The sequence below is a fragment of the Ruegeria sp. CDSC079 genome (genome assembly GCF_059610505.1).
Genome location: NZ_JBXWNT010000010.1, coordinates 127,544 through 149,318, shown reverse-complemented (window position 1 = coordinate 149,318; position 21,775 = coordinate 127,544). Strand labels below are relative to the sequence as shown.

Annotated in this window: 21 protein-coding genes and 1 pseudogene; 14 read left to right on the top strand and 8 right to left on the bottom strand. The window is 56.2% G+C overall.

Features of this window, described 5'->3' with window-relative positions; all coding sequences use genetic code 11:
- Window positions 1–33: 33 nt before the first annotated feature.
- Window positions 34–588, top strand: a complete 555-nt coding sequence (locus tag AC2FIC_RS17955) for a helix-turn-helix domain-containing protein (RefSeq protein WP_496693108.1) — start codon at window positions 34–36, stop codon at window positions 586–588.
- Window positions 585–1,103, top strand: a complete 519-nt coding sequence (locus AC2FIC_RS17950; RefSeq protein WP_496693109.1) for a GNAT family N-acetyltransferase — start codon at window positions 585–587, stop codon at window positions 1,101–1,103. The genes AC2FIC_RS17955 and AC2FIC_RS17950 overlap by 4 nt, the downstream gene beginning before the upstream one ends.
- Before the next feature lie 8 nt (window positions 1,104–1,111).
- Here AC2FIC_RS17950 and xylB read toward each other — a convergent pair whose 3' ends face one another.
- Entirely contained in the window at window positions 1,112–2,548 is a 1,437-nt protein-coding gene (gene xylB / locus AC2FIC_RS17945) for a xylulokinase (protein WP_496693110.1), read from the bottom strand.
- A gap of 113 nt (window positions 2,549–2,661) precedes the next feature.
- Here xylB and AC2FIC_RS17940 point away from each other — a divergent pair, with 113 nt between their 5' ends.
- The 7 genes from AC2FIC_RS17940 to AC2FIC_RS17910 all read left to right on the top strand — a co-directional run bounded on the left by AC2FIC_RS17940 (window position 2,662) and on the right by AC2FIC_RS17910 (window position 10,196).
- Entirely contained in the window at window positions 2,662–3,687 is a 1,026-nt protein-coding gene (locus tag AC2FIC_RS17940) for a LacI family DNA-binding transcriptional regulator (protein ID WP_271951883.1), read from the top strand.
- A gap of 92 nt (window positions 3,688–3,779) precedes the next feature.
- Window positions 3,780–5,081, top strand: coding sequence for an ABC transporter substrate-binding protein (locus AC2FIC_RS17935; protein ID WP_271951885.1), 1,302 nt, complete (start codon window positions 3,780–3,782; stop codon window positions 5,079–5,081).
- A gap of 107 nt (window positions 5,082–5,188) precedes the next feature.
- On the top strand, window positions 5,189–6,055 hold the full coding sequence (locus AC2FIC_RS17930) for a carbohydrate ABC transporter permease (RefSeq protein WP_142639539.1): 867 nt from the start codon (window positions 5,189–5,191) through the stop codon (window positions 6,053–6,055).
- Between the two features lie 12 nt (window positions 6,056–6,067).
- Window positions 6,068–6,898 (top strand): carbohydrate ABC transporter permease, encoded by an 831-nt coding sequence (locus tag AC2FIC_RS17925; protein ID WP_142639541.1) that lies wholly within the window; start codon window positions 6,068–6,070, stop codon window positions 6,896–6,898.
- A gap of 12 nt (window positions 6,899–6,910) precedes the next feature.
- On the top strand, window positions 6,911–7,915 hold the full coding sequence (locus AC2FIC_RS17920; protein WP_142639543.1) for an ABC transporter ATP-binding protein: 1,005 nt from the start codon (window positions 6,911–6,913) through the stop codon (window positions 7,913–7,915).
- Complete coding sequence (locus AC2FIC_RS17915) at window positions 7,912–8,685, top strand: L-iditol 2-dehydrogenase (protein ID WP_496693111.1); 774 nt, start codon at window positions 7,912–7,914, stop codon at window positions 8,683–8,685. The genes AC2FIC_RS17920 and AC2FIC_RS17915 overlap by 4 nt, the downstream gene beginning before the upstream one ends.
- Entirely contained in the window at window positions 8,685–10,196 is a 1,512-nt protein-coding gene (locus tag AC2FIC_RS17910) for a mannitol dehydrogenase family protein (protein WP_496870199.1), read from the top strand. Before AC2FIC_RS17915 ends, AC2FIC_RS17910 begins: the two co-directional genes overlap by 1 nt.
- 471 nt (window positions 10,197–10,667) lie before the next feature.
- Here the strand turns inward: AC2FIC_RS17910 and AC2FIC_RS17905 are convergent, their stop codons facing one another.
- The gene (locus tag AC2FIC_RS17905; RefSeq protein ID WP_496693113.1) at window positions 10,668–11,774 is read right to left on the bottom strand and encodes an alkene reductase; all 1,107 of its coding nucleotides are present in this window, start codon (window positions 11,772–11,774) and stop codon (window positions 10,668–10,670) included.
- Window positions 11,775–11,896: 122 nt separating this feature from the next.
- Window positions 11,897–12,493 (bottom strand): TetR/AcrR family transcriptional regulator, encoded by a 597-nt coding sequence (locus AC2FIC_RS17900; protein ID WP_496693114.1) that lies wholly within the window; start codon window positions 12,491–12,493, stop codon window positions 11,897–11,899.
- Between the two features lie 621 nt (window positions 12,494–13,114).
- Between AC2FIC_RS17900 and AC2FIC_RS17895 the strand changes: the two genes are divergently transcribed.
- Window positions 13,115–13,483: a hypothetical protein gene (locus tag AC2FIC_RS17895; protein ID WP_282022420.1), complete on the top strand. Its 369-nt coding sequence runs from the start codon at window positions 13,115–13,117 to the stop codon at window positions 13,481–13,483.
- Between the two features lie 140 nt (window positions 13,484–13,623).
- Here the strand turns inward: AC2FIC_RS17895 and AC2FIC_RS17890 are convergent, their stop codons facing one another.
- Window positions 13,624–14,040, bottom strand: coding sequence for a c-type cytochrome (locus AC2FIC_RS17890; protein WP_496693115.1), 417 nt, complete (start codon window positions 14,038–14,040; stop codon window positions 13,624–13,626).
- A gap of 417 nt (window positions 14,041–14,457) precedes the next feature.
- Window positions 14,458–14,796 (bottom strand): c-type cytochrome, encoded by a 339-nt coding sequence (locus AC2FIC_RS17885; protein WP_496693116.1) that lies wholly within the window; start codon window positions 14,794–14,796, stop codon window positions 14,458–14,460.
- A gap of 322 nt (window positions 14,797–15,118) precedes the next feature.
- Between AC2FIC_RS17885 and AC2FIC_RS17880 the strand changes: the two genes are divergently transcribed.
- The 3 genes and pseudogenes from AC2FIC_RS17880 to AC2FIC_RS17870 all read left to right on the top strand — a co-directional run bounded on the left by AC2FIC_RS17880 (window position 15,119) and on the right by AC2FIC_RS17870 (window position 16,791).
- A complete protein-coding gene (locus tag AC2FIC_RS17880; RefSeq protein WP_496703745.1) occupies window positions 15,119–15,712 on the top strand; it encodes a DUF6512 family protein in 594 nt (197 codons plus the stop codon).
- Window positions 15,657–16,464, top strand: a pseudogene (locus AC2FIC_RS17875) (IS5 family transposase). Before AC2FIC_RS17880 ends, AC2FIC_RS17875 begins: the two are co-directional and overlap by 56 nt.
- A 36-nt stretch (window positions 16,465–16,500) precedes the next feature.
- Entirely contained in the window at window positions 16,501–16,791 is a 291-nt protein-coding gene (locus AC2FIC_RS17870; protein ID WP_496692744.1) for an HNH endonuclease, read from the top strand.
- Between the two features lie 111 nt (window positions 16,792–16,902).
- Here the strand turns inward: AC2FIC_RS17870 and gyrB are convergent, their stop codons facing one another.
- Together gyrB and AC2FIC_RS17860 are read right to left on the bottom strand one after the other, a co-directional pair.
- Complete coding sequence (gene gyrB, locus AC2FIC_RS17865) at window positions 16,903–19,320, bottom strand: DNA topoisomerase (ATP-hydrolyzing) subunit B (protein ID WP_142638216.1); 2,418 nt, start codon at window positions 19,318–19,320, stop codon at window positions 16,903–16,905.
- A 101-nt stretch (window positions 19,321–19,421) separates the two neighbouring features.
- Window positions 19,422–19,994, bottom strand: a complete 573-nt coding sequence (locus tag AC2FIC_RS17860; protein ID WP_496870198.1) for a TetR/AcrR family transcriptional regulator — start codon at window positions 19,992–19,994, stop codon at window positions 19,422–19,424.
- A gap of 99 nt (window positions 19,995–20,093) precedes the next feature.
- On the opposite strand from AC2FIC_RS17860, the gene AC2FIC_RS17855 reads away from it, so the two are divergent.
- On the top strand, window positions 20,094–20,660 hold the full coding sequence (locus tag AC2FIC_RS17855) for a carboxymuconolactone decarboxylase family protein (protein WP_496692739.1): 567 nt from the start codon (window positions 20,094–20,096) through the stop codon (window positions 20,658–20,660).
- On the opposite strand, the gene recF is transcribed toward AC2FIC_RS17855, so the two are convergent.
- Window positions 20,657–21,751 carry a DNA replication/repair protein RecF gene (gene recF, locus AC2FIC_RS17850; RefSeq protein ID WP_496692738.1) on the bottom strand — a complete coding sequence of 365 codons (1,095 nt, stop codon included), beginning with the start codon at window positions 21,749–21,751 and terminating at the stop codon, window positions 20,657–20,659. The genes AC2FIC_RS17855 and recF overlap by 4 nt on opposite strands.
- Between the last annotated feature and the right edge of the window lie 24 nt (window positions 21,752–21,775).

Sequence of the window (21,775 nt, the reverse complement as noted above, 5' to 3'; positions counted from 1 at the left end):
CTCATATACGGAAATGATTCCCATATACGAGCCATGCCTGATACCCTATCCGACCGCCTTGCAAACCACCTGAATCAACTTCGCCAAACGCGGGGATGGTCGCTGGATCAGTTGGCGGAACACAGCGGTGTCAGCCGGGCCACCCTGTCGCGCTTGGAAAAGGGGGATGTCAGCCCCACCGCGGAAACTCTGGGCCGGTTATGTGCGGCCTATGGGCTGCCGATGTCGCGTCTATTGATGATGGTCGAGGACAGTTTCGCCCCCCGCGTTCCCTTCGAAAATCAACCCGAATGGCGCGACCCCGAAACCGGCTTTACCCGCCGATCCGTCTCCCCTCCGGCCGCGGGTCTTGGCGGAGAGGTCATGGAAGGCCATCTGCCCCCAGGCGTTGTGATCACCTATGACACGCCGCCAAAACACGGGCAGGAGCATCACCTGATCATGCTGGACGGTGGCCTGACCCTGACCGTGGATGGAACCGCGCATCATCTGACGAGCGGGGATTGCCTGCGCTATCACCTGTCTGGCCCGACACGGTTCGAAACCCAAGCCGACCGAGGTGCTCGGTACCTGATGGTGCTGATATGATCTTACGACTGGCGGCCAATGATCTGAACCAAGCCCTGAACGATCTGACAGAGATACTGCACGCCTGCGTGCATGACGGGGCGAGTATCGGGTTCATTCAGCCATTTCCGTCGGGCGACGCGCTGCGCTATTGGCAGTCCCATGTCTGGCCAAACATCCAGACCGGCGCGGCCGAGATATTCGTCTATCGTGATGGCGAACGGATTGTCGGCACCGCACAGCTGGTGCCTGCCGCGATGCCCAACCAAGCGCATCGCGCCGACGTGTCCAAGCTGCTTGTTCATCCCCGCGCGCGACGGCGGGGCATTGGGCGGGCGCTTATGGCGGCGGTTGAGGCGCGGGCACGCGAACTGGGGCGGTCCCTTTTGGTGCTGGACACGCGCAGCACGGACCCGTCGCTCCTCCTCTATCAAAGCCTTGGGTTTGAAATTGCCGGAGAGATTCCGAACTACTGCCGCAGCCCGGAAAATGATCGGCTGGAACCAACAACCTTCATGTTCAAAGACCTTAGCTGAGAGGGCGATCAGTCCACGGTGCTAACGGCAGTATAGAGCCGCCGAAACCGCCCCAGGCGTTCAAATAACGCATGCATTTCTACAGGCTCGAACCTGTCCGTCGTCGCAGGTTGCTCGGCCAGATCAGCTATGGTCAGCGCACCGTCAGCACAGGCCGCCAGCCGGGCGGCGCCATAGGCCGGGCCGGACTCCGCCCCCACTGAACGCACTATGGGCTTCTCGGTTACAGCTGAAATCAGACCCAGCAACAGATCAGATCGACTGCCCCCGCCAATCGCTGCAAGCTCTGGCAAACTGTCAATGGTGTCGCCAAAACTCTGTGCCGCATCAGCAAAACAAAAGGCGATTGCCTCGACCACCGAGCGGCAGATCTCGGCACGCGTTGTAGCGTCCTCAAGGCCAAAGAAACAGGCTCGAATATGCGGGTCCCCCAGGGGGCTGCGCTCACCTGTCAGATAGGGCAGGAAAATGGGCACGCGATCACCGCTGACGGTTTCAGCAAGCCCGACAACCTCGGCAGCGGACAGCCCCAGCTGATCACCAATCCACGAAATGGGCCTTGCCCCGTTCAGCATCGCCGCCATTTGATACCAGCGGTCGGGCAATGTATGCGCAAACGCATGGACATAGCGTTCGGGGTTGGGCTTGTATTTACGATCCGCAACAAACAACTGACCGGATGTCCCCAACGAGATAAACCCACGTCCAGGTTCAGTTGCGCCCAATGACACCGCACCGGTTGCCGCATCCCCTCCCCCGGCCACGACAGGCACGCCGGAGTTCAATCCGGTCTCAGCTGCAGCTTGCGCTGTCACTGCGCCAACAACAGTGTGGCCGTCGAAGACCTGCGGCAGCCAATCCACCGCAACATCCGTCGCTTCGGCCAGTCTGGCATCCCAACGACGCGCGGCCTGATCCAGCCACATCGTCCCGGCAGCGTCTGAGGTATCCGTCGCCAGCTCACCATGCAGGCGGAACCCGACATAGTCCTTGGGCAGCAGGATATGGGAGAGTCGAGCATAATTGTGCGTTTCATGCCGTTTCAGCCAGGCAATCTTGGGCGCCGTAAAGCCGGGCAAGGGCAGGACGCCTGCGATGTGACCAACCTGCGGCTGTGCCGCGCGAATGTCGTCGCATTCGCGGACCGCGCGGCTGTCATTCCACAGAATCGCCGGACGGATGGGGCATTGGTCGCGGTCCAACAGCACGGCCCCGTGCATCTGCCCCGACAATCCGACTGCTTTCACATCCGACAGGGAAATTTCGCCGGCAAGCAGGCCCAACGCATCGCGCGTCGCCTGCCACCAAATCTCCGGGTTCTGCTCGGACCAGCCGGGCTGTGGCGACGACGTCCCGATCCCCACGGAAGAGGTCGCAAGAATTCGCCCCGCATCCGCGCAGACCAGCTTGACCGCTGAGGTTCCGATGTCGATCCCGAGATACATTTACACCCCTTGCCCTGTATAATTCTGGTGTCACCGGCCAGGCTATTGATTTTTTTGCGCGCGCAAAGAATATGTAAAACTATGATAAGATCAAGGCGGACGAACAGACTGGCATGACGAAGATCAGGAACATGGAAGAGTTTGCGGCCCTCAGCGGCATCTCTCGGCCTACCGTATCGAAGTATTTTCAGGATCCGGACAGTGTTCGGCCGACAACGCGGCTCCGTATCGAAGAGGCGCTTGAGCGGTTCGACTATCGCCCCAACATCTATGCGGTGAACCAGAATCGGAAGCTGACCAAGAATATCGGCATCGTGGTTCCCTATCTTGCCGATCCGTTCTTTGCCGAAATCGCGCGCTATCTGGAACAAAGCTGTATTGCTGCGGGGTATCGCCCGTCCCTTTTCAGCTCGCATGGTGACCCAAAGCTGGAAATCGAAATTCTCGACGGGCTGAAATCCATGAAGCCTGCCGGGGTGCTGCTGGCGCCTTTGGGGCGTACCTCGGACCGGTCAGCGATCGAGAAGTTTTGCGCCAATGTGCCGACCGTGCTGTTTGACAGTAATCTAGAAGGCCTGGGCGCGGCGTTTATCGGATCGGACAATTTCAGCTTCGTCTCACAAACCGTCGAATACATGACCCGCACCGGCGAACCGCCGTCATTTTTTGAGATGCGAACGCCAGCAAACCCGAATGCTAATAAGCGGCGCCACGCCTATATTGAAGTGATGGAACAGCTCGGCTTTGAACCACATGTCATTAGTATCGACGGCCAGGGTTGGGCATTTGAAGAGATTGGCAAACATGGAGCCGCCGGAGTTCTGGAGCGGCAAGAGCTGAAAACGGATTCGGTTTTATGCAGCAACGACCGCCTGGCAATCGGGTTTCTTTCGGCATGTTACGAACAAGGGATTCGGGTCGGTCGCAAGAAAGACTGCGCGTTGCGGGTCGCTTCAAACGATGACCATCCCTTCTCAAGGTTTACCTGCCCGTCTTTGACAACGGCCGCCCATGACTACGACAATGTAGCGGGGCGCAGCGTCGAAACTCTCTTTGAACTCATTGAAAATGGAGGGAAATTTAACGAGAGGACGGAAACACTGTTTCCTGCACGACTTGTTTTGAGAGACTCCGCATGATCAAAAATTAACGCGCGTAAAGTTTTTATTGACGCCGCGACAATTTTCCCCTTACCCTGTCCAAACAACATCCAAGCTCAGGGAGGACAAGGATGTATCTCAAGAACGCACTTCGTGCGGCGACAGCAATGACTTTCGTCGCCACGGCAGCAGCCCAAGCGGATACCTTAACAATAGCGACCGTGAACAACGGCGACATGATCCGGATGCAGGGCTATACCGATAAATTCACCGAAGCGACCGGCATCGATGTCGAGTGGGTTACGTTGGAAGAAAACGTGCTGCGCCAGCGCGTGACAACGGATATCACGACCAAAGGTGGCCAATTCGACATCATGACCATCGGCATGTACGAGACGCCGATCTGGGGCGCGAACGGCTGGCTGGTACCCCTGGACGGGCTGTCGGATGAATACGACGTAGGTGACATCCTGCCCGCCATGTCAGGCGGCCTTAGCCATGATGGAACGCTCTACGCGGCTCCGTTCTACGGCGAAAGCTCGATGATCATGTATCGCACTGACCTGATGGAAAAAGCGGGTATGGAAATGCCGGACGCTCCGACTTGGGAGTTCATCCGCGAAGCGGCTGCTGCGATGACCGATCGCGACGCTGATATCAACGGTATTTGCCTGCGCGGCAAGGCCGGTTGGGGCGAAGGCGGTGCTTTCATCACAGCGATGTCCAATTCCTTTGGTGCGCGCTGGTTTGATGAAGATTGGAAGCCGCAGTTCGATCAGCCTGAATGGGCTGACACGTTGAACTTCTACGTAGGTATGATGAACGAGTCCGGCCCCGCAGGTTACGCCACTAACGGATTTAACGAAAACCTGTCGTTGTTCCAGCAGGGCAAATGCGGCATGTGGATCGACGCAACGGTTGCGGCCTCTTTCGTGACCAACCCGACCGACTCGACAGTCGCGGATAGCGTCGGCTTTGCACTTGCACCCGACACGGGGCTTGGCAAGCGCTCGAATTGGTTGTGGGCGTGGGCTCTGGCAATTCCGGCTGGTACGGAACAAGCAGACTCGGCCAAACAGTTCATCGAGTGGGCAACATCCAAAGACTACATCGAACTCGTAGCCGAAAACGAAGGCTGGGCCAACGTGCCTCCGGGCGCACGCACGTCGCTGTACGAAAATCCGGACTATCAGGCGGTTCCGTTCGCAAAGATGACGTTGGACTCGATCCTGTCGGCTGATCCGAACAATCCGACTGTAAAGCCAGTGCCTTACGTTGGTATTCAGTTTGCAGCGATCCCGGAATTCGCAGGTATCGCCACGCAGGTGAGCCAGGAGTTCTCGGCAGTTTATGCCGGGCAGCAAACGGTAGAAGAAGCTCTTGCCAAAGCGCAAGCCTTCACTGCCGAAGAAATGGAAGCCGCAGGCTACTAAGGCCTCCTTCCCAGCGGGTGGACAGAGGTCTGTCCCCCGCTTCACCCTTCCACAACTCGCGTTTTTCTCGCAGGCTGAGCTATGCCTGAACAGAGAGGTTTTGCGTCATGGCTACTCAACATTCCCGATCAGTTGCCCGCCTGATGATGGCACCTGCAGTGATCCTGCTTCTTGGCTGGATGCTCGTGCCTCTGACGATGACGCTGTATTTTTCCTTCAAGAAATACCTGCCCCTGCGTGGCGGTGATCTGGGATGGGTCGGCTTGGACAACTACGTCCGGTTCGTCTCCTCCAGTTCCTTCTGGCCCGCGGTTCAGGCCACGCTGATGATCGTCGGCGGCGTGCTTGCCATCACGGTTGTTCTGGGCATCCTTCTGGCAATGCTGCTGGATCAGCCGATGTGGGGCCAAGGCGTTGTCCGCATCCTAGTGATCGCACCGTTCTTTGTGATGCCGACCGTTTCCGCATTGGTCTGGAAGAACATGTTCATGGACCCGGTCAACGGGTTGCTGGCCCATCTGTGGCGCTTTTTCGGGGCTGAGCCAGTTTCCTGGCTATCCGAGGCGTCGATGACGTCAATCATCATGATCGTATCGTGGCAATGGCTGCCATTTGCGACGCTGATCCTGCTGACCGCGATCCAGTCGCTGGACAGTGAACAGTTGGAAGCCGCGGAAATGGACGGCGCGCCACCGCTCAAGCGCTTTTACCATATCATCCTGCCGCATCTAAGCCGCGCGATCACTATCGTGATCCTGATCCAGACCATTTTCCTGCTGTCGATCTTCGCTGAAATCTTCGTGACCACCGGCGGCGCCTTCGGCACCCGTACACTCACCTACCTGATCTTCCAGCGCGTGCTAGAGGGCCAGAACGTCGGCCTTGGATCAGCCGGAGGTGTCTATGCAATCATCCTTGCCAATATCGTTGCGATCTTCCTGATGCGCATCGTCGGCAAGAACCTGGACGCGTGAGGAGGTAACGATATGAGCCGCTCAGTTACACCCCGTCGCAAGTCGCTTAACACCGCCCTGGCATGGGCCGTTGGGCTGCTGATCTTTTTCCCGATCCTCTGGACCATCCTGACCAGCTTCAAGACCGAAGCACAGGCCATCGCCAGCCCGCCGCTGTTTCTGAACTTTGACTGGACGCTGGAAAACTATGCCATCGTTCAGGAACGCTCGGATTACATGCGGTTCCTGTGGAATTCGGTCATCATCGCGGGCGGTTCGACCATATTGGGCGTGATCATCGCGGTGCCCGCCGCCTGGGCGATGGCCTTTGTGCCATCAAAACGCACCAAGGACATCCTGCTGTGGATGCTGTCCACCAAGATGCTGCCTGCGGTCGGTGTTCTATACCCGATCTACCTGCTGTTCATCCGGCTTGGGCTTTTGGACAGCCGCGCGGGTCTGGTGGTGGTTCTGATGCTGATCAACCTGCCGATCATTGTCTGGATGCTGTACACCTATTTCCGCGAAATCCCCGGCGAGATCCTGGAAGCCGCCCGCATGGACGGGGCAACGCTGAAGGAAGAAATCCTTTACGTGCTGACGCCGATGGCGGTGCCCGGTATCGCCTCGACCATCCTGTTGAACTTTATCCTCGCCTGGAACGAGGCGTTCTGGACCCTCAACCTGACCGCAGTCGACGCGGCACCGCTGACGGCCTTCATCGCCAGCTACTCCAGCCCCGAGGGCCTGTTCTTTGCCAAACTCAGCGCGGCATCGACCATGGCAATCGCACCAATCCTGATCCTTGGCTGGTTCAGCCAGAAACAACTTGTCCGCGGCCTGACCTTCGGCGCCGTGAAATAAGGAAAACTCCGCATGGGACGCATTCAACTCAAATCCGTGACCAAGAAATTTGGCGACGTTGAAGTCATTCCGCCGCTGGACCTGACCATTCAAGATGGCGAGTTCACTGTCTTCGTCGGCCCCTCTGGCTGCGGTAAATCCACCTTGTTGCGGCTGATTGCCGGGCTGGAGGATATCACCTCGGGCAATATCGACATTGACGGGGCGGATGCCACCGATGTGCCGCCCGCAAAGCGCGGTCTGGCAATGGTGTTCCAATCCTACGCGCTGTACCCGCATATGACGGTGCGCAAGAACATCGCATTCCCGCTACGCATGGCCAAGCTGGATCAGGCCGAGATTGACCGCCGCGTAGAAGGCGCTGCTGATGTCCTGAACCTGACCGATTACCTGGATCGCCGACCGGGCCAACTGTCCGGGGGTCAACGCCAGCGCGTTGCCATTGGCCGCGCCATCGTACGTGAGCCTGCGGCGTTTCTGTTTGACGAGCCACTCTCGAACCTCGACGCCGCCTTGCGCGTTGGAATGCGGCTTGAAATCAGCGAGCTGCACAAGCGCCTTGCAACCACGATGATCTATGTGACCCACGACCAGGTCGAGGCGATGACGATGGCCGACAAGATCGTCGTGCTGCAGGCCGGTGTGATCGAACAGGTCGGCAGCCCGCTCGAGCTGTATAAAACTCCCCGAAACCTATTCGTCGCGGGCTTTATCGGATCACCCAAAATGAACTTCATTGCGGGCGAAGAGGCCGCGAAACATGACGCCCACACGATCGGGGTCCGCCCCGAGCATCTGGAGGTATCCGACAGTTCCGGCACCTGGTCCGGGGTGGTTGGGGTTTCCGAACATCTGGGCTCGGACACGTTCTTCCACATTCACGAAACCGGCCTTGCGGACACGATCACCGTACGAGCGGGGGGTGAAGTTGGCTTCAACCACGGCGACCGCATCTATCTGACGCCACGCGCGGATGTGATCCATCGGTTTGACGCAAAGGGCCTGCGGATCGAATGACACGTCTGGTCGGTAAAACCGCCCTGATTACCGGGGCCGCGCGTGGCATCGGACTGGCCTTTGCCAAAGCCTATGTTGCCGAAGGGGCCCGTGTCGCGCTGGCCGACATTGACGGCGCGCGCGCGCAAGCCGCGGCCGCCGAAATCGGTGAGGCCGCTTTGGCTATCGAGACGGATGTGACCAACCAGCAGAGCATCGATGCCGCGGTGGCAAAGACGGCTTCACATTTCGGTCCCATCGACATTCTGATCAATAACGCTGCCATCTTTACCGCAGCACCCATCATCGAAATCGAGCGTGCCGACTACAACCGCGTCTTTGACATCAATGTCTCGGGCGCCTTGTTCACGATGCAGGCCGTCGCGCGCCACATGATCGAACACGGGACCAAAGGCCGGATCATCAACATGGCATCGCAAGCCGGACGACGGGGCGAGCCTCTGGTCGCCGTCTATTGCGCAAGCAAAGCCGCTATCATTTCGCTTACCCAATCTGCAGGGCTGAACCTGATCCAACACGGCATCAACGTAAATGCCATTGCTCCGGGGGTTGTCGATGGCGAACACTGGGATGGTGTGGACGCCTTTTTTGCAAAGCATGAGGGCAAAGAGCCCGGGCAGAAGAAACGCGAAGTAGCCGCAGCGGTGCCGCTCGGACGAATGGGCCGTGCCGAGGACCTGACCGGAATGGCCGTGTTTCTGGCCTCAGACGAGGCGCTGTATATCGTCGCGCAAACCTATAATGTCGACGGCGGGAACTGGATGAGCTGATGGATCCTCTGGCAAACGCAAATCCCCCGGTGCGGCTGCGGCGCGACAGCTTTGCAGACTTGCCTGCGACTGTCAGGACACCGAATTACCTGCCCACAGACCTGAAACCCGGCATCGTCCATATCGGGCTGGGCAATTTTCACCGCGCGCATCAGGCCTGGTATATCCACCAGTTGATGCAACAGGGCCAAGCACTGGACTGGGCGATCATTGGGGCCGGTGTCCGCAGCTATGATGCCGAAATGCGAGAGAGGTTGCTGGCGCAGGACTTTCTGACAACACTGATCGAGCTGGATCCAAAGGGAATATCCGCCGAAATTGTCGGAGCCATGATCGACTACCTGCCAATCGAAGAGGGCAATGCGACGCTGATCCGGCAGATGGCCGATCCGTCCATCCGGATTGTGTCGCTTACAGTGACCGAGGGCGGCTATTTTCTGGACGCCAATACCGGCGCGTTCAACGCCGATCACGAAGACATTCGATACGATGCCGCCCATCCAGACCAGCCGCGAACCGCGTTTGGCGCCATTGTTGCAGCTCTTCGACAGCGCAAGAAGGAGGGTTTGAAACCCTTTACCACGCTCAGCTGCGACAACCTTCAGGGCAACGGGGTGATCCTGCGAAACTGCATTGTTGGTTTGGCGCGTATGTCTGACCCGAATCTAGCCACATGGATCGACCAATATGGCGCATTTCCCAATTCGATGGTGGATTGCATTGTACCCGCTACGACAGAGCAGGTTGTTTCGCAATGCCACGGGCTTGGAATCGATGACCGCGTCCCTGTCTCACATGAAAACTTTCGCCAATGGGTGATCGAGGACAATTTTTGCGCAGGGCGTCCGCCGCTCGAACAAGTCGGTGCCACACTGACCCACGATGTTCATAGCTATGAGACGATGAAACTGCGTATTTTGAACGGCGGTCATCAGCTGCTTGCGAATGTCGGAGAAATCCTGAACGTCCCGACGATTTCACGATGCATGCAGGACTCTGATATCCTGGCGTTTTTCGCTAAAGTTCAGGCAGAAGAAGTCCTCCCGCATGTCGCTGCCGTCCCCGGCGCTAAACCAAGTGAATATCTTGATCTGGTCGAAAAGCGATTTGCAAACACCGCCATCCATGACACCACGCGCCGTGTCGCGTTTGACGGATCCTCACGGCATCCCGGGTTCTTGCTGCCTTCGCTGCGTGACGCAGTTGCCTCGGGCCCTGCCCCCAGCGGGCTGGCCCTGGCCGAGGCATTCTGGTGCCGGATGTGTGCAGGCAGGCGCGAGGATGGGTCTGAAATTGCGCCAAACGACCCCCATTGGGACGCTCTTCAGCACATCGCGCTGGCGTCCAGAGATGATCCGAAACTGTGGATCGAGCAGGATCAATATTACGGCGAGATTGGCCGTGATACCCGCTTTGGTCAGGCCTTTTCTTTTTGGCTGACCAAGATCTGGAGACATGGCAGCCGCGCTGCGATAGCAGACTACGTCGCGCAGACGTCCACGTCAGAGTAACCGGTCAAAACACATGGAGATCAGTCGCGGGCCAAGACCGCGCAGTTCCGTGACGTATCACGTGCAAACGCAGCGCAGGGGTTCTGACACTGCAAATTGGCGCGCACCCATAAAAATTTTAGGTGTTCTCATAACGCTGCATCGCCGCCATCGATTTTACTCACAAAAATTGAAGACTTTTGCGCACAAGTTTGCACGATTTGCCCATAACATTGCGCGGTTCGAGAAACGCGCTCAATTGATCGTAGTCACCACACATCTTCTTCAACTAAAGCCGGGCGTTTCTCAATCAAGAGTAAATTCTTATTGGAAATATTCGACCCTGATCATAGGGAAGCAGTTCTTTCGAGGGCTTGTGATAGATCCTCGCTTCAAGAATGGATATCTCCGTAATTGCCAAGTGAGCGCGTCCAAACCGACGCGCTCACTTTGCTTGGTATTGCTTGTCACTACAGAGTTAAGAGCGATGTATCACTCTGCAGCAACAGCTTCCTCTTCCAGTGCCGGGTAGTCGGTGTACCCTTTTTCATTGCCGCCGTAGAGCGTGGTTGGATCGAGCTCATTCAGAGCGGCGCCTTTCTCCAACCGGTTGACAAGATCAGGATTGGAAATAAACGGCCGACCAAAGGCCACCAGATCGACGGCTCCGGTTTCAACCGCTTCAATCGCCATGTCTCGGTCATAAGCGTTGTTGCCCATTTTCGCACCGTCAAACAGATCATAGAGCATCTTCAGATCGCCACCTTTCGGAATATCGCGGGGGCCGCCGGTCTGTCCCTCCACAAGATGGAGATAGGCCAGCCCATAGCCATTCAGCAATTTGACCGCATGAGTGAATGTCGCCTGCGGGTCGCTGTCGGAGATGTTGTTGGCGTCCGAGAACGGGCTTAGGCGGACACCAACACGGTCGGCGCCCCACACGTCAACAACTGCGTCCATGACCTCTTTCAGAAACCGTGCTCTGTTCTCGACAGGACCGCCGTATTCGTCTTCACGCTTGTTGGACTCGTCCCTCAGGAACTGATCGATAAGGTATCCGTTGGCTGCATGGACCTCGACACCGTCGAAACCGGCCTCCTTGGCGTTTTCCGCGGCCCTCCGGTAGTCAGCAACGATGCCAGCAATTTCTTCGACGGCCAGAGCCCGCGGCTCAGATGTTTCGACAAACTGCTCACCATCAAAGGTCTTGGCCTTAGCGCCGATCGCAGATGGCGCAACAGGGGCACCACCATCCGGCTGTAAGCTGGTATGCGAAATCCGGCCCACATGCCAAAGCTGGATCACGATCTTGCCGCCCTCAGCATGGACGGCCTCAGTCACTTTTCTCCAGCCGTCGATCTGTGCTTCGGAATAAATGCCAGGTGTCCAGGCATAGCCTTTGCCTTGGGGCGAGATTTGCGAAGCTTCCGTGATGATCAATCCAGCACCCGCCCGTTGCACGTAGTACTTGGTCTGCAATTCATGGACGCTGTCATCTTCGGCTCTTGCCCGGTTGCGGGTCAGTGGCGCCATGACAACGCGGTTTTTCAGCTCGATTGCACCAGCTTTGATGCCGGAGAACAGTTTTTCATCAGCCATTGCTGCTTCCTTCTTTGGTAAACTTCGTTCAGATATTATTGGACCAATTAGTCCAATATTAGGGTCACTGTCTCTTGATTGAGTTTGTGTTAGGTTTCATTTCCTTGTTGTAGCGGGAGGCCTTATGGCGAAATCACCAACCGGGCTTGTTTCAGGGTTTGCGAAATCTGCTCAGAGGGAATGCCCGCCTTGCGCAAGGCTAGCGTGCCAATTGCAAGGGAGGCAAAGGCGCGTGCCTTGTCGAGTACCTGTCCCGGATCCGAAGGCTCAAGCGCTCTTGCAATAATCTCGTCAATACTCTCCAAATGCTGTCGTCCGAGAGCCGCCACTTCATTGTCATGCGGGGCAAGTTCCGTTAGGCAATTGATCAGCATGCAGCCGTCACGACCGCCTTGCGGGTTCGCCAAAGCTTCCATTATCGCACCAACGGGGTCATTTCCGCCCGCATCTGCAACGTCACGCAGATTTTTCAAACCACGCCTTGAATAGTGCCTGAGGGCTTTGTGAAATAAAGTCTGCTTGTTGACGAACGTTCCATAGAAGCTGGAACGGCTCAAACCCATGGCCTTGGTCAGATCGTCCACGGACGCGGTCTCGTAGCCCTTGTGCCAAAAAACGCACAAGGCTTTTTCCAAAGCCTCAGCTTCGTCAAAGGCGCGAGGCCTACCCGGGCCTGCGGGTGATTTGATGTCGCCAACTGCGAGAGTTTCTTTGCTCATGAGCAAGATGTGGAATGGTCGGTCCAGAAATTCAAGGTGGCGGTAGAGAATTTTTGGAATGATCAGTCCGTATTGTGACCTGAGAAAGGAATTTAGATCGGTAGAAATGCAAAACCTCCCCATCGCGCTTGGTGTCACGCCAATCTTAGGATCGGGACCTTTTGTCTTTTTGCGGGAGTGTCAGACGAAGAGGATCGTGATCGTAGAAAAGAAAGTTCACCCTCGGTACTCGTTTCCAACACTGGACAGAGTGACTGGTGGCTTTGTCCAATACGTAGATGTTGATCACTCACAAACCAGAGATTGGTTCGGTAGATCCATGGCCAATGCCCTCAACTTGTGAGGATTACTACCCCAATGAGTAACAAAGCCACGAATTCAGAACTGGTTTTACGAGCATACGAACGGCGAGCCATTGTAAGCAAACCAACAATAATTTCAGCGCGCTAGATTAAAAAAACGAGGTTAGCTGAAGTTTAATTCGCCCAATGTGAACTTCTTAACTTTGGCTAGAACGATTTCTTGTCAGTATCGTTTCATGAGTTGTTAGCGAGTTCGGTGAGTAAGTAGATGTATTTGCATAGTTTCGAGGGACATTGTAGCGCAGTCAATGACATCCGGATGGATGATTTTGCGCTTGAGTATTCGTTGTTGGACGATGCCGGCGTGCACGCACAATGGCAAAATGGCTCCTGGCAGATCACGCGGATAGCCGATATCTGGACAAGAACCGGGAAGGTACTTTCTTTGCCTTACAAAGGGGCCAACGCCTATCCATCTTTCCAGTTTGCTGAGGATGGAACCCCGCTTCCTTTGATGGAAAAAGTGTTGAAAGCCCTGCCACGTGAAATGACGCCGTGGCAATGCGCATTCTGGTTAACCTCACCCAATTCAGAACTCCGAGGGGAAAGTCCGGCAAATCGCATTCAGACCGGCGATGACTGCATAGTCGATATCGCAGGCGAAGCTGGTGGTCTGATGGCAGCTTAGTGTTAGCTTCTGGTCACTCATACGTCGTACAGCATCTGGCAAATTCGTGTCTCCCTTGCTGTTTCCGCCTCCGGCAAGAATAGCGAGATCAGGGCACTCAACGCAGCACTCTTTAGCGTACTTAGCTGTGGAGCAGAACTTCACGGAACATACCGTTCCGGCTTCGGAGACTGAATACTCTCCAAATACTCAGCAATTTCGATAAGTCTGGAAGGAATACGCGCAACCAAACCGTTGCCCGTATCGAATTCGACAGCAGGGCCGTCATTCAATTCGGTGATTATCGGCATGTCATCGCGTGGTTCTTGTAATTTCAAATAACCGTCCAAGATCGACATGACCTCCAACATGGGCCACACGCCCCCCCGGCGTTCGGAAATCTTTGTTAAATCAGCAGGCTGTGTTTTCAAATCAGTGGCGTCAGGCCCATCTCCTGTCGCATCGACTCCGTGACACCTGGCGCAATGCTCGACAAAAAGGTCTTTCCCAAGGTCCGAAAACTCGTCGGCCGCAGATATCGTTGCAACCGAAGAAATGCCCATGCTTGCAGCGATCATAAAGTACCTCATAAGCTGGAGGTCCTTTGCTAAACGAGAGTTTCTACAACAAAAATGAACCGACATCTTCCTCCGGTCAACGTCGGTCCTTTACCATATAACGTTCGCTATCCTGTGGCCCAAAACCGATTGATGGGGACAGGCAGCAGCGAGCTCAGAACAGCTTCACCATTTAACATTCGGTATTTAGCATGTGACGGTGCTCGGCTCTTTGACATAAATCATATGTCAACTCGCAGTTTGCCAGAATTGGGCTCGGCACGCCAATTCGGCCAGATTATTTTGAGTGACTGCTTACGCATAGCAGACCACGGCGCTTCACAATGCTGGGTCTGCAATAGTCACCTGGTCAAAAAAGGTGCAAATCCAGAACACCGACAAACTGTCAATTTCTGATCTAACGCCAAGATCACTAATCTACTGTTGGATACTTTCTAAGAAGAACAATAAACCCGCTAATTCCCGCGGAGTGGGCGTCAAGACACCCTCGATTTCAACCGGAACTAGGTCTTCCACCATTTCCCCGCCAAACTCCGGCATAACCCGAGCAAGATGGCTGTTTTCCGGGTCGCCGTAGATGTAGCTAAGTGCGCGTGCTTGAGGGAAAGTGCCTCCGTTCTTCGCGCTCAATGTTGTCAAATCTGTTGGCGCAACAGAAAGACCGCTGCTTGCCGGGCCACCGCCTCTACCATCCACACCATGACAAGAAGTACAGTTTTCTGAGAAAAAGGCCGCTCCATCAGCGCGAGTGGGCATGACATCGGCGTCAGGATACAGGTCTGAACACGACGCCGTGGCCAGAGCAATAAATCCAGCCGATAATATAACCCACCTTTTAGCGTGCATGCTCTACCCCGGTTTTTAATCAAGCCTACGGTCTATTGTAGCGCATGGCAATGACCGCAACTGCGGTTTGAAAATCGATGAGGGTCAACTTTAAGAAACTCTTACAAGGACTTGGGCATTGCCGCTCACCATGGGCGGTGAAAGCTATTTGTAGACCTTCTATGTCCTGTGGGCATTTCACTTTTGAGAATCTAAGCAAAGTATACGACAATCTGGATTGGGGGATCCAAACATGCTGGAACCCTCTTCCCGAATAGTTTGGCTCGAAGCGATTGGGGCGATCCTGATGATCCTACTCAGATCCGGGCTGTACTTTGCATATGTTTTGCTGGGAAGTTGGGCACCAGTGGCGCTTGTGGCAGCTGTCAACGAGTCAATTTGGGAACACTTAAAGCTGACTTTTAGGCCAGGATTTTTTTGGTCCTGCCTAATGCCGCTTCCACCCCAACTTACAAGAAGGGACGTATTTAGTGCTAAGGGATTTAGCCTCGCAATTACTGCTATTTCGATTGTGACAGTATTCACGGCATACACAGTGATACTTGAGCGCAACTTTTTGGTTTTTGATATTGGACTATTTGTTGCAGCAATTTGCATCGGCCAGATCGTGTCAATTCTGATGCTTGATTATGAAGGTCGAATTCGTGAACTCATCCATGTATTCGGCCTGGTTCTCTTTGGGGTTCAAGTCGTCGCCTATAGTACCTTAGGTCGTGTTGATGAAAGGGATTCACAGCGACCTCTGATCGTTATTCAAGCCGGTATCTGCGATGGAGGCCAGCTTGGCACGAAGTCTAATGCCGGACGAGGAGTGGGCGTTCTTTGAACGGTTCATCCTTTCGGTCCGTGCCCCGAACGGGCGCAAACCTACCAACCATCGCCTTTTTCTTGATGGCGTTTTCTGGATTGCACGTACAGGTGCCCCATGGCGAGACCTGCCTGAGGAGTTTGGGAAGTGGTCGAGTTTCTACCGACAGTTCCGCCGATGGACTCTCGCGGGGCTCTGGGAACAGATCCTGGAAGCCTTGACCGGGAGCAGGATCGTTCCTGACGCTCTTCAGATGGTCGACAGTGCAGTGGTTCGTGCCCATCATCCATTGCCCGGCAGGGCATTGCGCCAGCAATGTCCCGAGAGGGAGGCAGCGGGCGCAAAAGGGGGACTCCGCAACAGGGTTTGGCCGCTCAAAAGGCGGCTTCACGACCAAGATCCACCTCCGGGTAAATGCCGCTGGGCTGCCGATGAGAACTGACATCACAACCCGGCCAGACATCGGACTATCTTGGTTTGATCGGGTTATGGACGACAACCTGCCGGAGCCAGTCGAGCTCCTGGCCGACAAATAGTACGATGCCGACCGTATTCGCACCGAGCTGCACAGCCGAAGCATTCGACCGGTGATCCCAATGCGAAAGTCCCGAAAGAGGCGCATTGGGTTGGATTGGCCCCTCTACCGGCTGAGAAACCTGGTCGAGAGATGTTTCAACAAACTGAAGAATGCTCGGCGGGTGGCTACCCGCTATGATAAGACAGCCGAAAGCTTCCTCGGCTTCGTGGATATCACTTCAATCCGCCTCTAGATCCGCCATTTGTCAACATGACCTAGAGCCTCACACATTAAGCCGTGGAAAGACTGCGAAACTGATGCTGAGCGGTTGGACGTCCACAACGGAATTTTGCTGTCAGCATTATGGGACGCAGCATTCGACAAGGGTCTGGTGACTTTCAAGGACGATGGGACGCCTAGGTTTTCGAGTAAACTGTCCGCGCCGGCATTGAGCTCGTTGTCCGGACATTCCAAGCGGATCTCTAGTCTAACTGCTGGGCACAAGGAGAACCTGATCTGGCATCGCGATCAGGTGTTCAATCCTGGAGAAGCTGAAATCTATCCTTCGGCACCCGCGTAAGGCGATTTGCTCACTTTTCTCTGCACCATTATCGCGAAACAATGCAGGCTTATGAGCAAATCGTGCAAACTTATGGGGTGCGTGAAGGTTTGTGCGCGCCCCTACAAAAATTCAGAAGTCCAGATTTTCGACGCTCAGAGCATTTTTCTGTATAAATTCACGGCGCGGTTCCACGACATCGCCCATCAATTTAGTAAACAGGTCATCAGCTTCGAGCATATCATTCACCCGCACCTGCAACAGCGTCCGTGCATCCGGGTCCAACGTGGTTTCCCACAGCTGATCTGGGTTCATCTCGCCCAGTCCCTTATAGCGCTGCAGGGACAGGCCCTTTTCACCCTCTTCCAGAATGGCACGCAACAGATCCAGCGGACCGTGGATGGCCTGCGACCGGTCGCGGCGGATCAGGGTTGCGGATGTGTTATAGATCTCCTGCAGGCTTTGGGTAAAGCTGCCGGTCTTGCGCGCTTCGCCCGAGCGCAGCATCGGGCCGTCCAGCGTACGCACCTCTTCAACGCCGCGCAGAATACGAGCCAGGCGGATGCCGTGATCCTGCGTGATCCGACCCTGCCAGCCACGTTCGTATTCCAATGCGATCAGGTCAAGACGGGCTGCGACCTTGTCGGCCACGCCTTGCAGATCGGCATCAACCGCACCGGGGACAAAGGCACCGGCCACGGCGGCCTGTTCCAGAATGTGGCGCGGATAGTGCGTCGGGAATGCATCCAGAACGCGTTTCAGCTGGCGCGCTTCGTCAACCACGCGCGCCAAGTCCTGGCCGGACAATTCCTCGCCCGAACCCAGTTTCAGCACCGCACCCTCGACGCCCTGATTGATCAGGTAGTCATCCAATGCCGCCTGATCTTTCAGATACACCTCGGACTTACCGCGCGCGACCTTATAAAGCGGCGGCTGCGCGATATACAGGTATCCGCCCTCGATCAGCTCTGGCATCTGCCGGAAGAAGAAGGTCAACAACAGCGTCCGGATATGTGCACCATCCACATCCGCATCCGTCATGATAACGATCTTGTGGTAGCGCAGCTTTTCGATATTGAACTCATCGCGGCCAATGCCCGTGCCCAGCGCCATTACCAGATTGCCGATTTCCTGGCTCGACAGCATCCGGTCGAACCGTGCACGCTCCACGTTCAGGATTTTCCCACGCAGCGGCAACACGGCCTGTGTCAAACGATCCCGCCCCGTCTGAGCCGAGCCACCAGCCGAGTCCCCCTCGACCAGGAAAACTTCGGTCTTTGACGGGTCCTTCTCGGAACAATCCTTCAGCTTGCCGGCCAGATAGTTCACATCCATCGCCGTTTTGCGGCGGGTCAGTTCACGGGCTTTTCGTGCGGCTTCACGGGCCAGAGCAGCCTCGATGATTTTGCCCACGATGATTTTGGCTTCATTTGGATTTTCCTCAAACCATTCAGCCAGCTTCTCGTTCACCATCCCTTCGACCGCCGGGCGGACCTCGGAACTGACCAGCTTGTCTTTGGTCTGTGAGGAAAACTTTGGATCCGGTACTTTGACCGACAACACGCAGGTCAGGCCCTCGCGCGCGTCATCGCCCGTAAAGCTGACCTTTTCCCTTTTTGCAATGCCGCTGGATTGGGCATAGTTGTTGATCGTGCGGGTCAGCGCACCCCGGAAACCCGCAATATGAGTACCGCCATCGCGCTGAGGGATGTTGTTAGTAAAGGGAAGAACCGACTCGTGATAGCTGTCATTCCACCACATCGCGATTTCGACACCGATATCGTCCCGCTCACCCTTGATATAGATCGGCTCGGGCATGGCAGACGACTTTGATCGATCGAGGTATTTGACGAATTCCTTCACGCCGCCCTCATAAAACAGCTCAGTTTCCAGCCGTTCTGCGGGGCGTTCGTCGACCAGGATGATCCGCACACCCGAATTCAGGAAGGCAAGCTCGCGCAGGCGCTTTTCCAGCGTCTCGAACGAGTATTCGAGGTTCGAGAACGTATCGGTCGAGGCCAGAAAGCGCACCTCGGTCCCCGTACGGTCGCCACATTCGCCGACCACTTTCAGATGCTCGACGGTTTCGCCCCCTTCGAACCGGGCGACATGTTCTTTTCCGTTGCGCCAGACGCGCAGTTCCAACCAGTTGGACAACGCATTCACAACCGAAACGCCCACGCCGTGCAGACCACCAGACACTTTGTACGAGTTGCTGTCGAACTTACCGCCCGCATGCAGCTGGGTCATGATGACCTCGGCGGCGGACACGCCTTCTTCGTGATGGATATCCACCGGAATTCCGCGACCGTTGTCGCTGACTGAGACGCTGGAATCGGCGTGAATTTTCACTGTCACATGGTCGGCATGACCGGCCAGAGCTTCGTCAATTCCGTTATCGACAACCTCATACACCATATGGTGCAGACCCGAGCCGTCATCGGTGTCGCCGATATACATGCCTGGGCGCTTTCGAACTGCCTCTAAGCCTTTGAGAACCTTGATTGAATCCGCGCCGTATTCTTGCGGTGCCTGTGCGTCTTCGGACATGCCGTTAGTACCTATATTATTTTGGTAACTTATACGTTCTCTGGTGGGGAATGTCACGCGATCCCCCAATATTTTGTGCCAGAGTTTGGATTTTCAGCCGATCAAAGCTGATCGAGGTCTGCGGCGATATCTGCGGCGATTTCCTTGGCGTTGACGTCGCTGCGTTCAGCGGACAATCGCAGGCCCAACAGGTCGGATTGATAGCGCGCCGCAAGCCGCTCTGGATCGTGGTCAGGACCGATCTCTCGGGCCTGTTGCGCCTGCCTAAACAGCGTTGCAAAACATTGCTTCATCTCAGCCATATGCCGGCTGGCTTTCTGCGCTAGCTGGTGATCCCTTGCCTGCAATTCGGCAAAGGTCTTGGCGAGCATACAGGCCTGCACCGGCGTTTGGCTGGAATCGATCACAATCTGCGGCTGCGTCTTTAACGCGGCCAGCGGCCCGATGTCTGCTGCCAGCGCTGTCAGACGCGCCACACCTTCCTGCGTGTAGCGTTCCAGCGCCAGCGCATAAAGCGCGTCTTTCGACCCAAAGGCCGCATAGAAACTGCCCGGTTTCAACTTCAGCTCGCGCTCCAGATCCTTCAACGACGTCCCGGCCCAGCCATGGCGCCAGAATATGTCGCGGGCCTGCGCGATCAGCGCGTCTCGGTCATAGGCGGGTTTGCGGGGCATCAACATCACCAATTCTTGAACGGTTACTCAAATATATACTTGAGTGATCGCTCAAGAAAGACTATTTCCGACTCAGACATCAAAAAATGGAGCATCCACATGGCCGACTTCCCATCCCACGACCTGACCACTGCGCCTGAGGGGTCCAAACCTCTGCTGGAAAAATCTCAGGCCGCCTTTGGCCGCCTGCCCGGCCTGCACAAAGTGATGGCCGAAAGCCCGCAACATCTGGAAGGCTATCAGGTTCTGCACGGCCTCTTCATGCAGACCGATTTCGACAATGACGAAAAAACCGTCGTCTGGCAGACCATCAATGTGGAAAACGAGTGCCACTATTGCGTGCCCGCCCATACCGGCATCGCCAAGATGATGAAGGTATCGGATGACATCACCGAGGCACTGCGCAACGAAACCGCGCTGCCCAATGCCAAGCTCGAGGCTCTGCGGACATTTACGCTGCAGATGATGCAGACCTGTGGCAATCCCACCGAGGCGCAGCTGCAAGCCTTCTTTGACGCTGGTTATTCGCACCGCGCCGTGTTGGACGTGGTGCTGGGCCTGGCGCAGAAAACCATGTCGAACTACGTCAACCACATGGCACAGACCCCAGTTGACGAAGTAATGCGCGGCTTCTTGTGGGAACGTAAGGTCAGCGAACCGGCCTAATCGACGACCGAGCCCTCATCGCCTTCGGTGACAACCAGGGTCTGGGCCCGGTCCCCTAATTCCGAAAACAGCTCAGGCCCTGTGCCCGTCATCCAGGCCTGAGCGCCCAGCGCGCAAATCTCTTCATAAAGCGCGGCGCGGCGCCCGGCATCCAGATGGGCGGCAACCTCATCCAGCAACACAATCGGCGGTGCCCCGATCATCCCGGCCAAAGCGCGCGCGTTGGACAGGATCAGCGAGACCAGCAGCGCCTTTTGCTCACCGGTCGAGCAATCCTTGGCCGGAACGCCCTTGGCGGCAAAGACGCCGTACAGGTCAGACCGGTGTGGCCCGACCAGTGTGCGCCCCGCCGCCAGATCGCGAAAGCGGCTTTCATTCAGCGCCTCACGCAGATCATCCGCCGTTTCCGGCATGGCACCTTCGGTTTGAACCAGCTCAAGATCAGCCGATGGAAAACCCGTTTCGGCCTGATCCTGTGCTGTGCGGAGATGATCCAGAGCGGCCATGCGCGCCACATGGATGCGGTGTCCGGTCTCGGCCATCTGCCCTTCCAGCGCCGCGTACCAATGGGCATCGCGCACCTGCTCTTTCAGCAGCCGGTTTCGTTCGCGCATGGATTTTTCATAAATCAGGGATGCTTCGGCATGGGAGGGATCAAAGCTCAGCGCGATGCGATCGAGAAATCGCCGCCGCCCCTCGGCGCCTTCGATCCACAGCCGGTCCATCGACGGGATCAGCCAGACGACCCGCGCCAGCTTGCCCAGATCGATCTGACTGGCGGATTTGCCATCTATCCGAACCTGCCGCGCTGCGCCAGCTTCGGACCAAGTCTCGATCTCATAGCTCTGGCCCTGCGCTTGCAGCAGACCGGACAGCTTCCAGCCCAGCGCCTCGGGCCGACGCGTCATCTCGGCTGCACTGGCCCGCCGCATGCCGCGGCCGGGTGAAAACATCGAAACAGCTTCAAGGATATTGGTCTTACCCGCGCCGTTAGGTCCGTGAATGGCAACCGGACGGCCATCCAGCGACAAACGCGCCAGTTTGTGAGAGCGAAAATGCGAGACCGTCAGTTCGGTCAGGGCCAAGGTCATGACCCCTCTCTTTCCTCAGCGATC

Coding starts and splice junctions, on each gene's coding strand:
- AC2FIC_RS17955 (WP_496693108.1), top strand. CDS start 34: ATGCCTGATACCCTATCCGACCGCCTTGCAAACCACCTGAATCAACTT.
- AC2FIC_RS17950 (WP_496693109.1), top strand. CDS start 585: ATGATCTTACGACTGGCGGCCAATGATCTGAACCAAGCCCTGAACGAT.
- xylB (WP_496693110.1), bottom strand. CDS start 2,548: ATGTATCTCGGGATCGACATCGGAACCTCAGCGGTCAAGCTGGTCTGC.
- AC2FIC_RS17940 (WP_271951883.1), top strand. CDS start 2,662: ATGACGAAGATCAGGAACATGGAAGAGTTTGCGGCCCTCAGCGGCATC.
- AC2FIC_RS17935 (WP_271951885.1), top strand. CDS start 3,780: ATGTATCTCAAGAACGCACTTCGTGCGGCGACAGCAATGACTTTCGTC.
- AC2FIC_RS17930 (WP_142639539.1), top strand. CDS start 5,189: ATGGCTACTCAACATTCCCGATCAGTTGCCCGCCTGATGATGGCACCT.
- AC2FIC_RS17925 (WP_142639541.1), top strand. CDS start 6,068: ATGAGCCGCTCAGTTACACCCCGTCGCAAGTCGCTTAACACCGCCCTG.
- AC2FIC_RS17920 (WP_142639543.1), top strand. CDS start 6,911: ATGGGACGCATTCAACTCAAATCCGTGACCAAGAAATTTGGCGACGTT.
- AC2FIC_RS17915 (WP_496693111.1), top strand. CDS start 7,912: ATGACACGTCTGGTCGGTAAAACCGCCCTGATTACCGGGGCCGCGCGT.
- AC2FIC_RS17910 (WP_496870199.1), top strand. CDS start 8,685: ATGGATCCTCTGGCAAACGCAAATCCCCCGGTGCGGCTGCGGCGCGAC.
- AC2FIC_RS17905 (WP_496693113.1), bottom strand. CDS start 11,774: ATGGCTGATGAAAAACTGTTCTCCGGCATCAAAGCTGGTGCAATCGAG.
- AC2FIC_RS17900 (WP_496693114.1), bottom strand. CDS start 12,493: ATGAGCAAAGAAACTCTCGCAGTTGGCGACATCAAATCACCCGCAGGC.
- AC2FIC_RS17895 (WP_282022420.1), top strand. CDS start 13,115: ATGGATGATTTTGCGCTTGAGTATTCGTTGTTGGACGATGCCGGCGTG.
- AC2FIC_RS17890 (WP_496693115.1), bottom strand. CDS start 14,040: ATGATCGCTGCAAGCATGGGCATTTCTTCGGTTGCAACGATATCTGCG.
- AC2FIC_RS17885 (WP_496693116.1), bottom strand. CDS start 14,796: ATGCCCACTCGCGCTGATGGAGCGGCCTTTTTCTCAGAAAACTGTACT.
- AC2FIC_RS17880 (WP_496703745.1), top strand. CDS start 15,119: ATGCTGGAACCCTCTTCCCGAATAGTTTGGCTCGAAGCGATTGGGGCG.
- gyrB (WP_142638216.1), bottom strand. CDS start 19,320: ATGTCCGAAGACGCACAGGCACCGCAAGAATACGGCGCGGATTCAATC.
- AC2FIC_RS17860 (WP_496870198.1), bottom strand. CDS start 19,994: ATGCCCCGCAAACCCGCCTATGACCGAGACGCGCTGATCGCGCAGGCC.
- AC2FIC_RS17855 (WP_496692739.1), top strand. CDS start 20,094: ATGGCCGACTTCCCATCCCACGACCTGACCACTGCGCCTGAGGGGTCC.
- recF (WP_496692738.1), bottom strand. CDS start 21,751: ATGACCTTGGCCCTGACCGAACTGACGGTCTCGCATTTTCGCTCTCAC.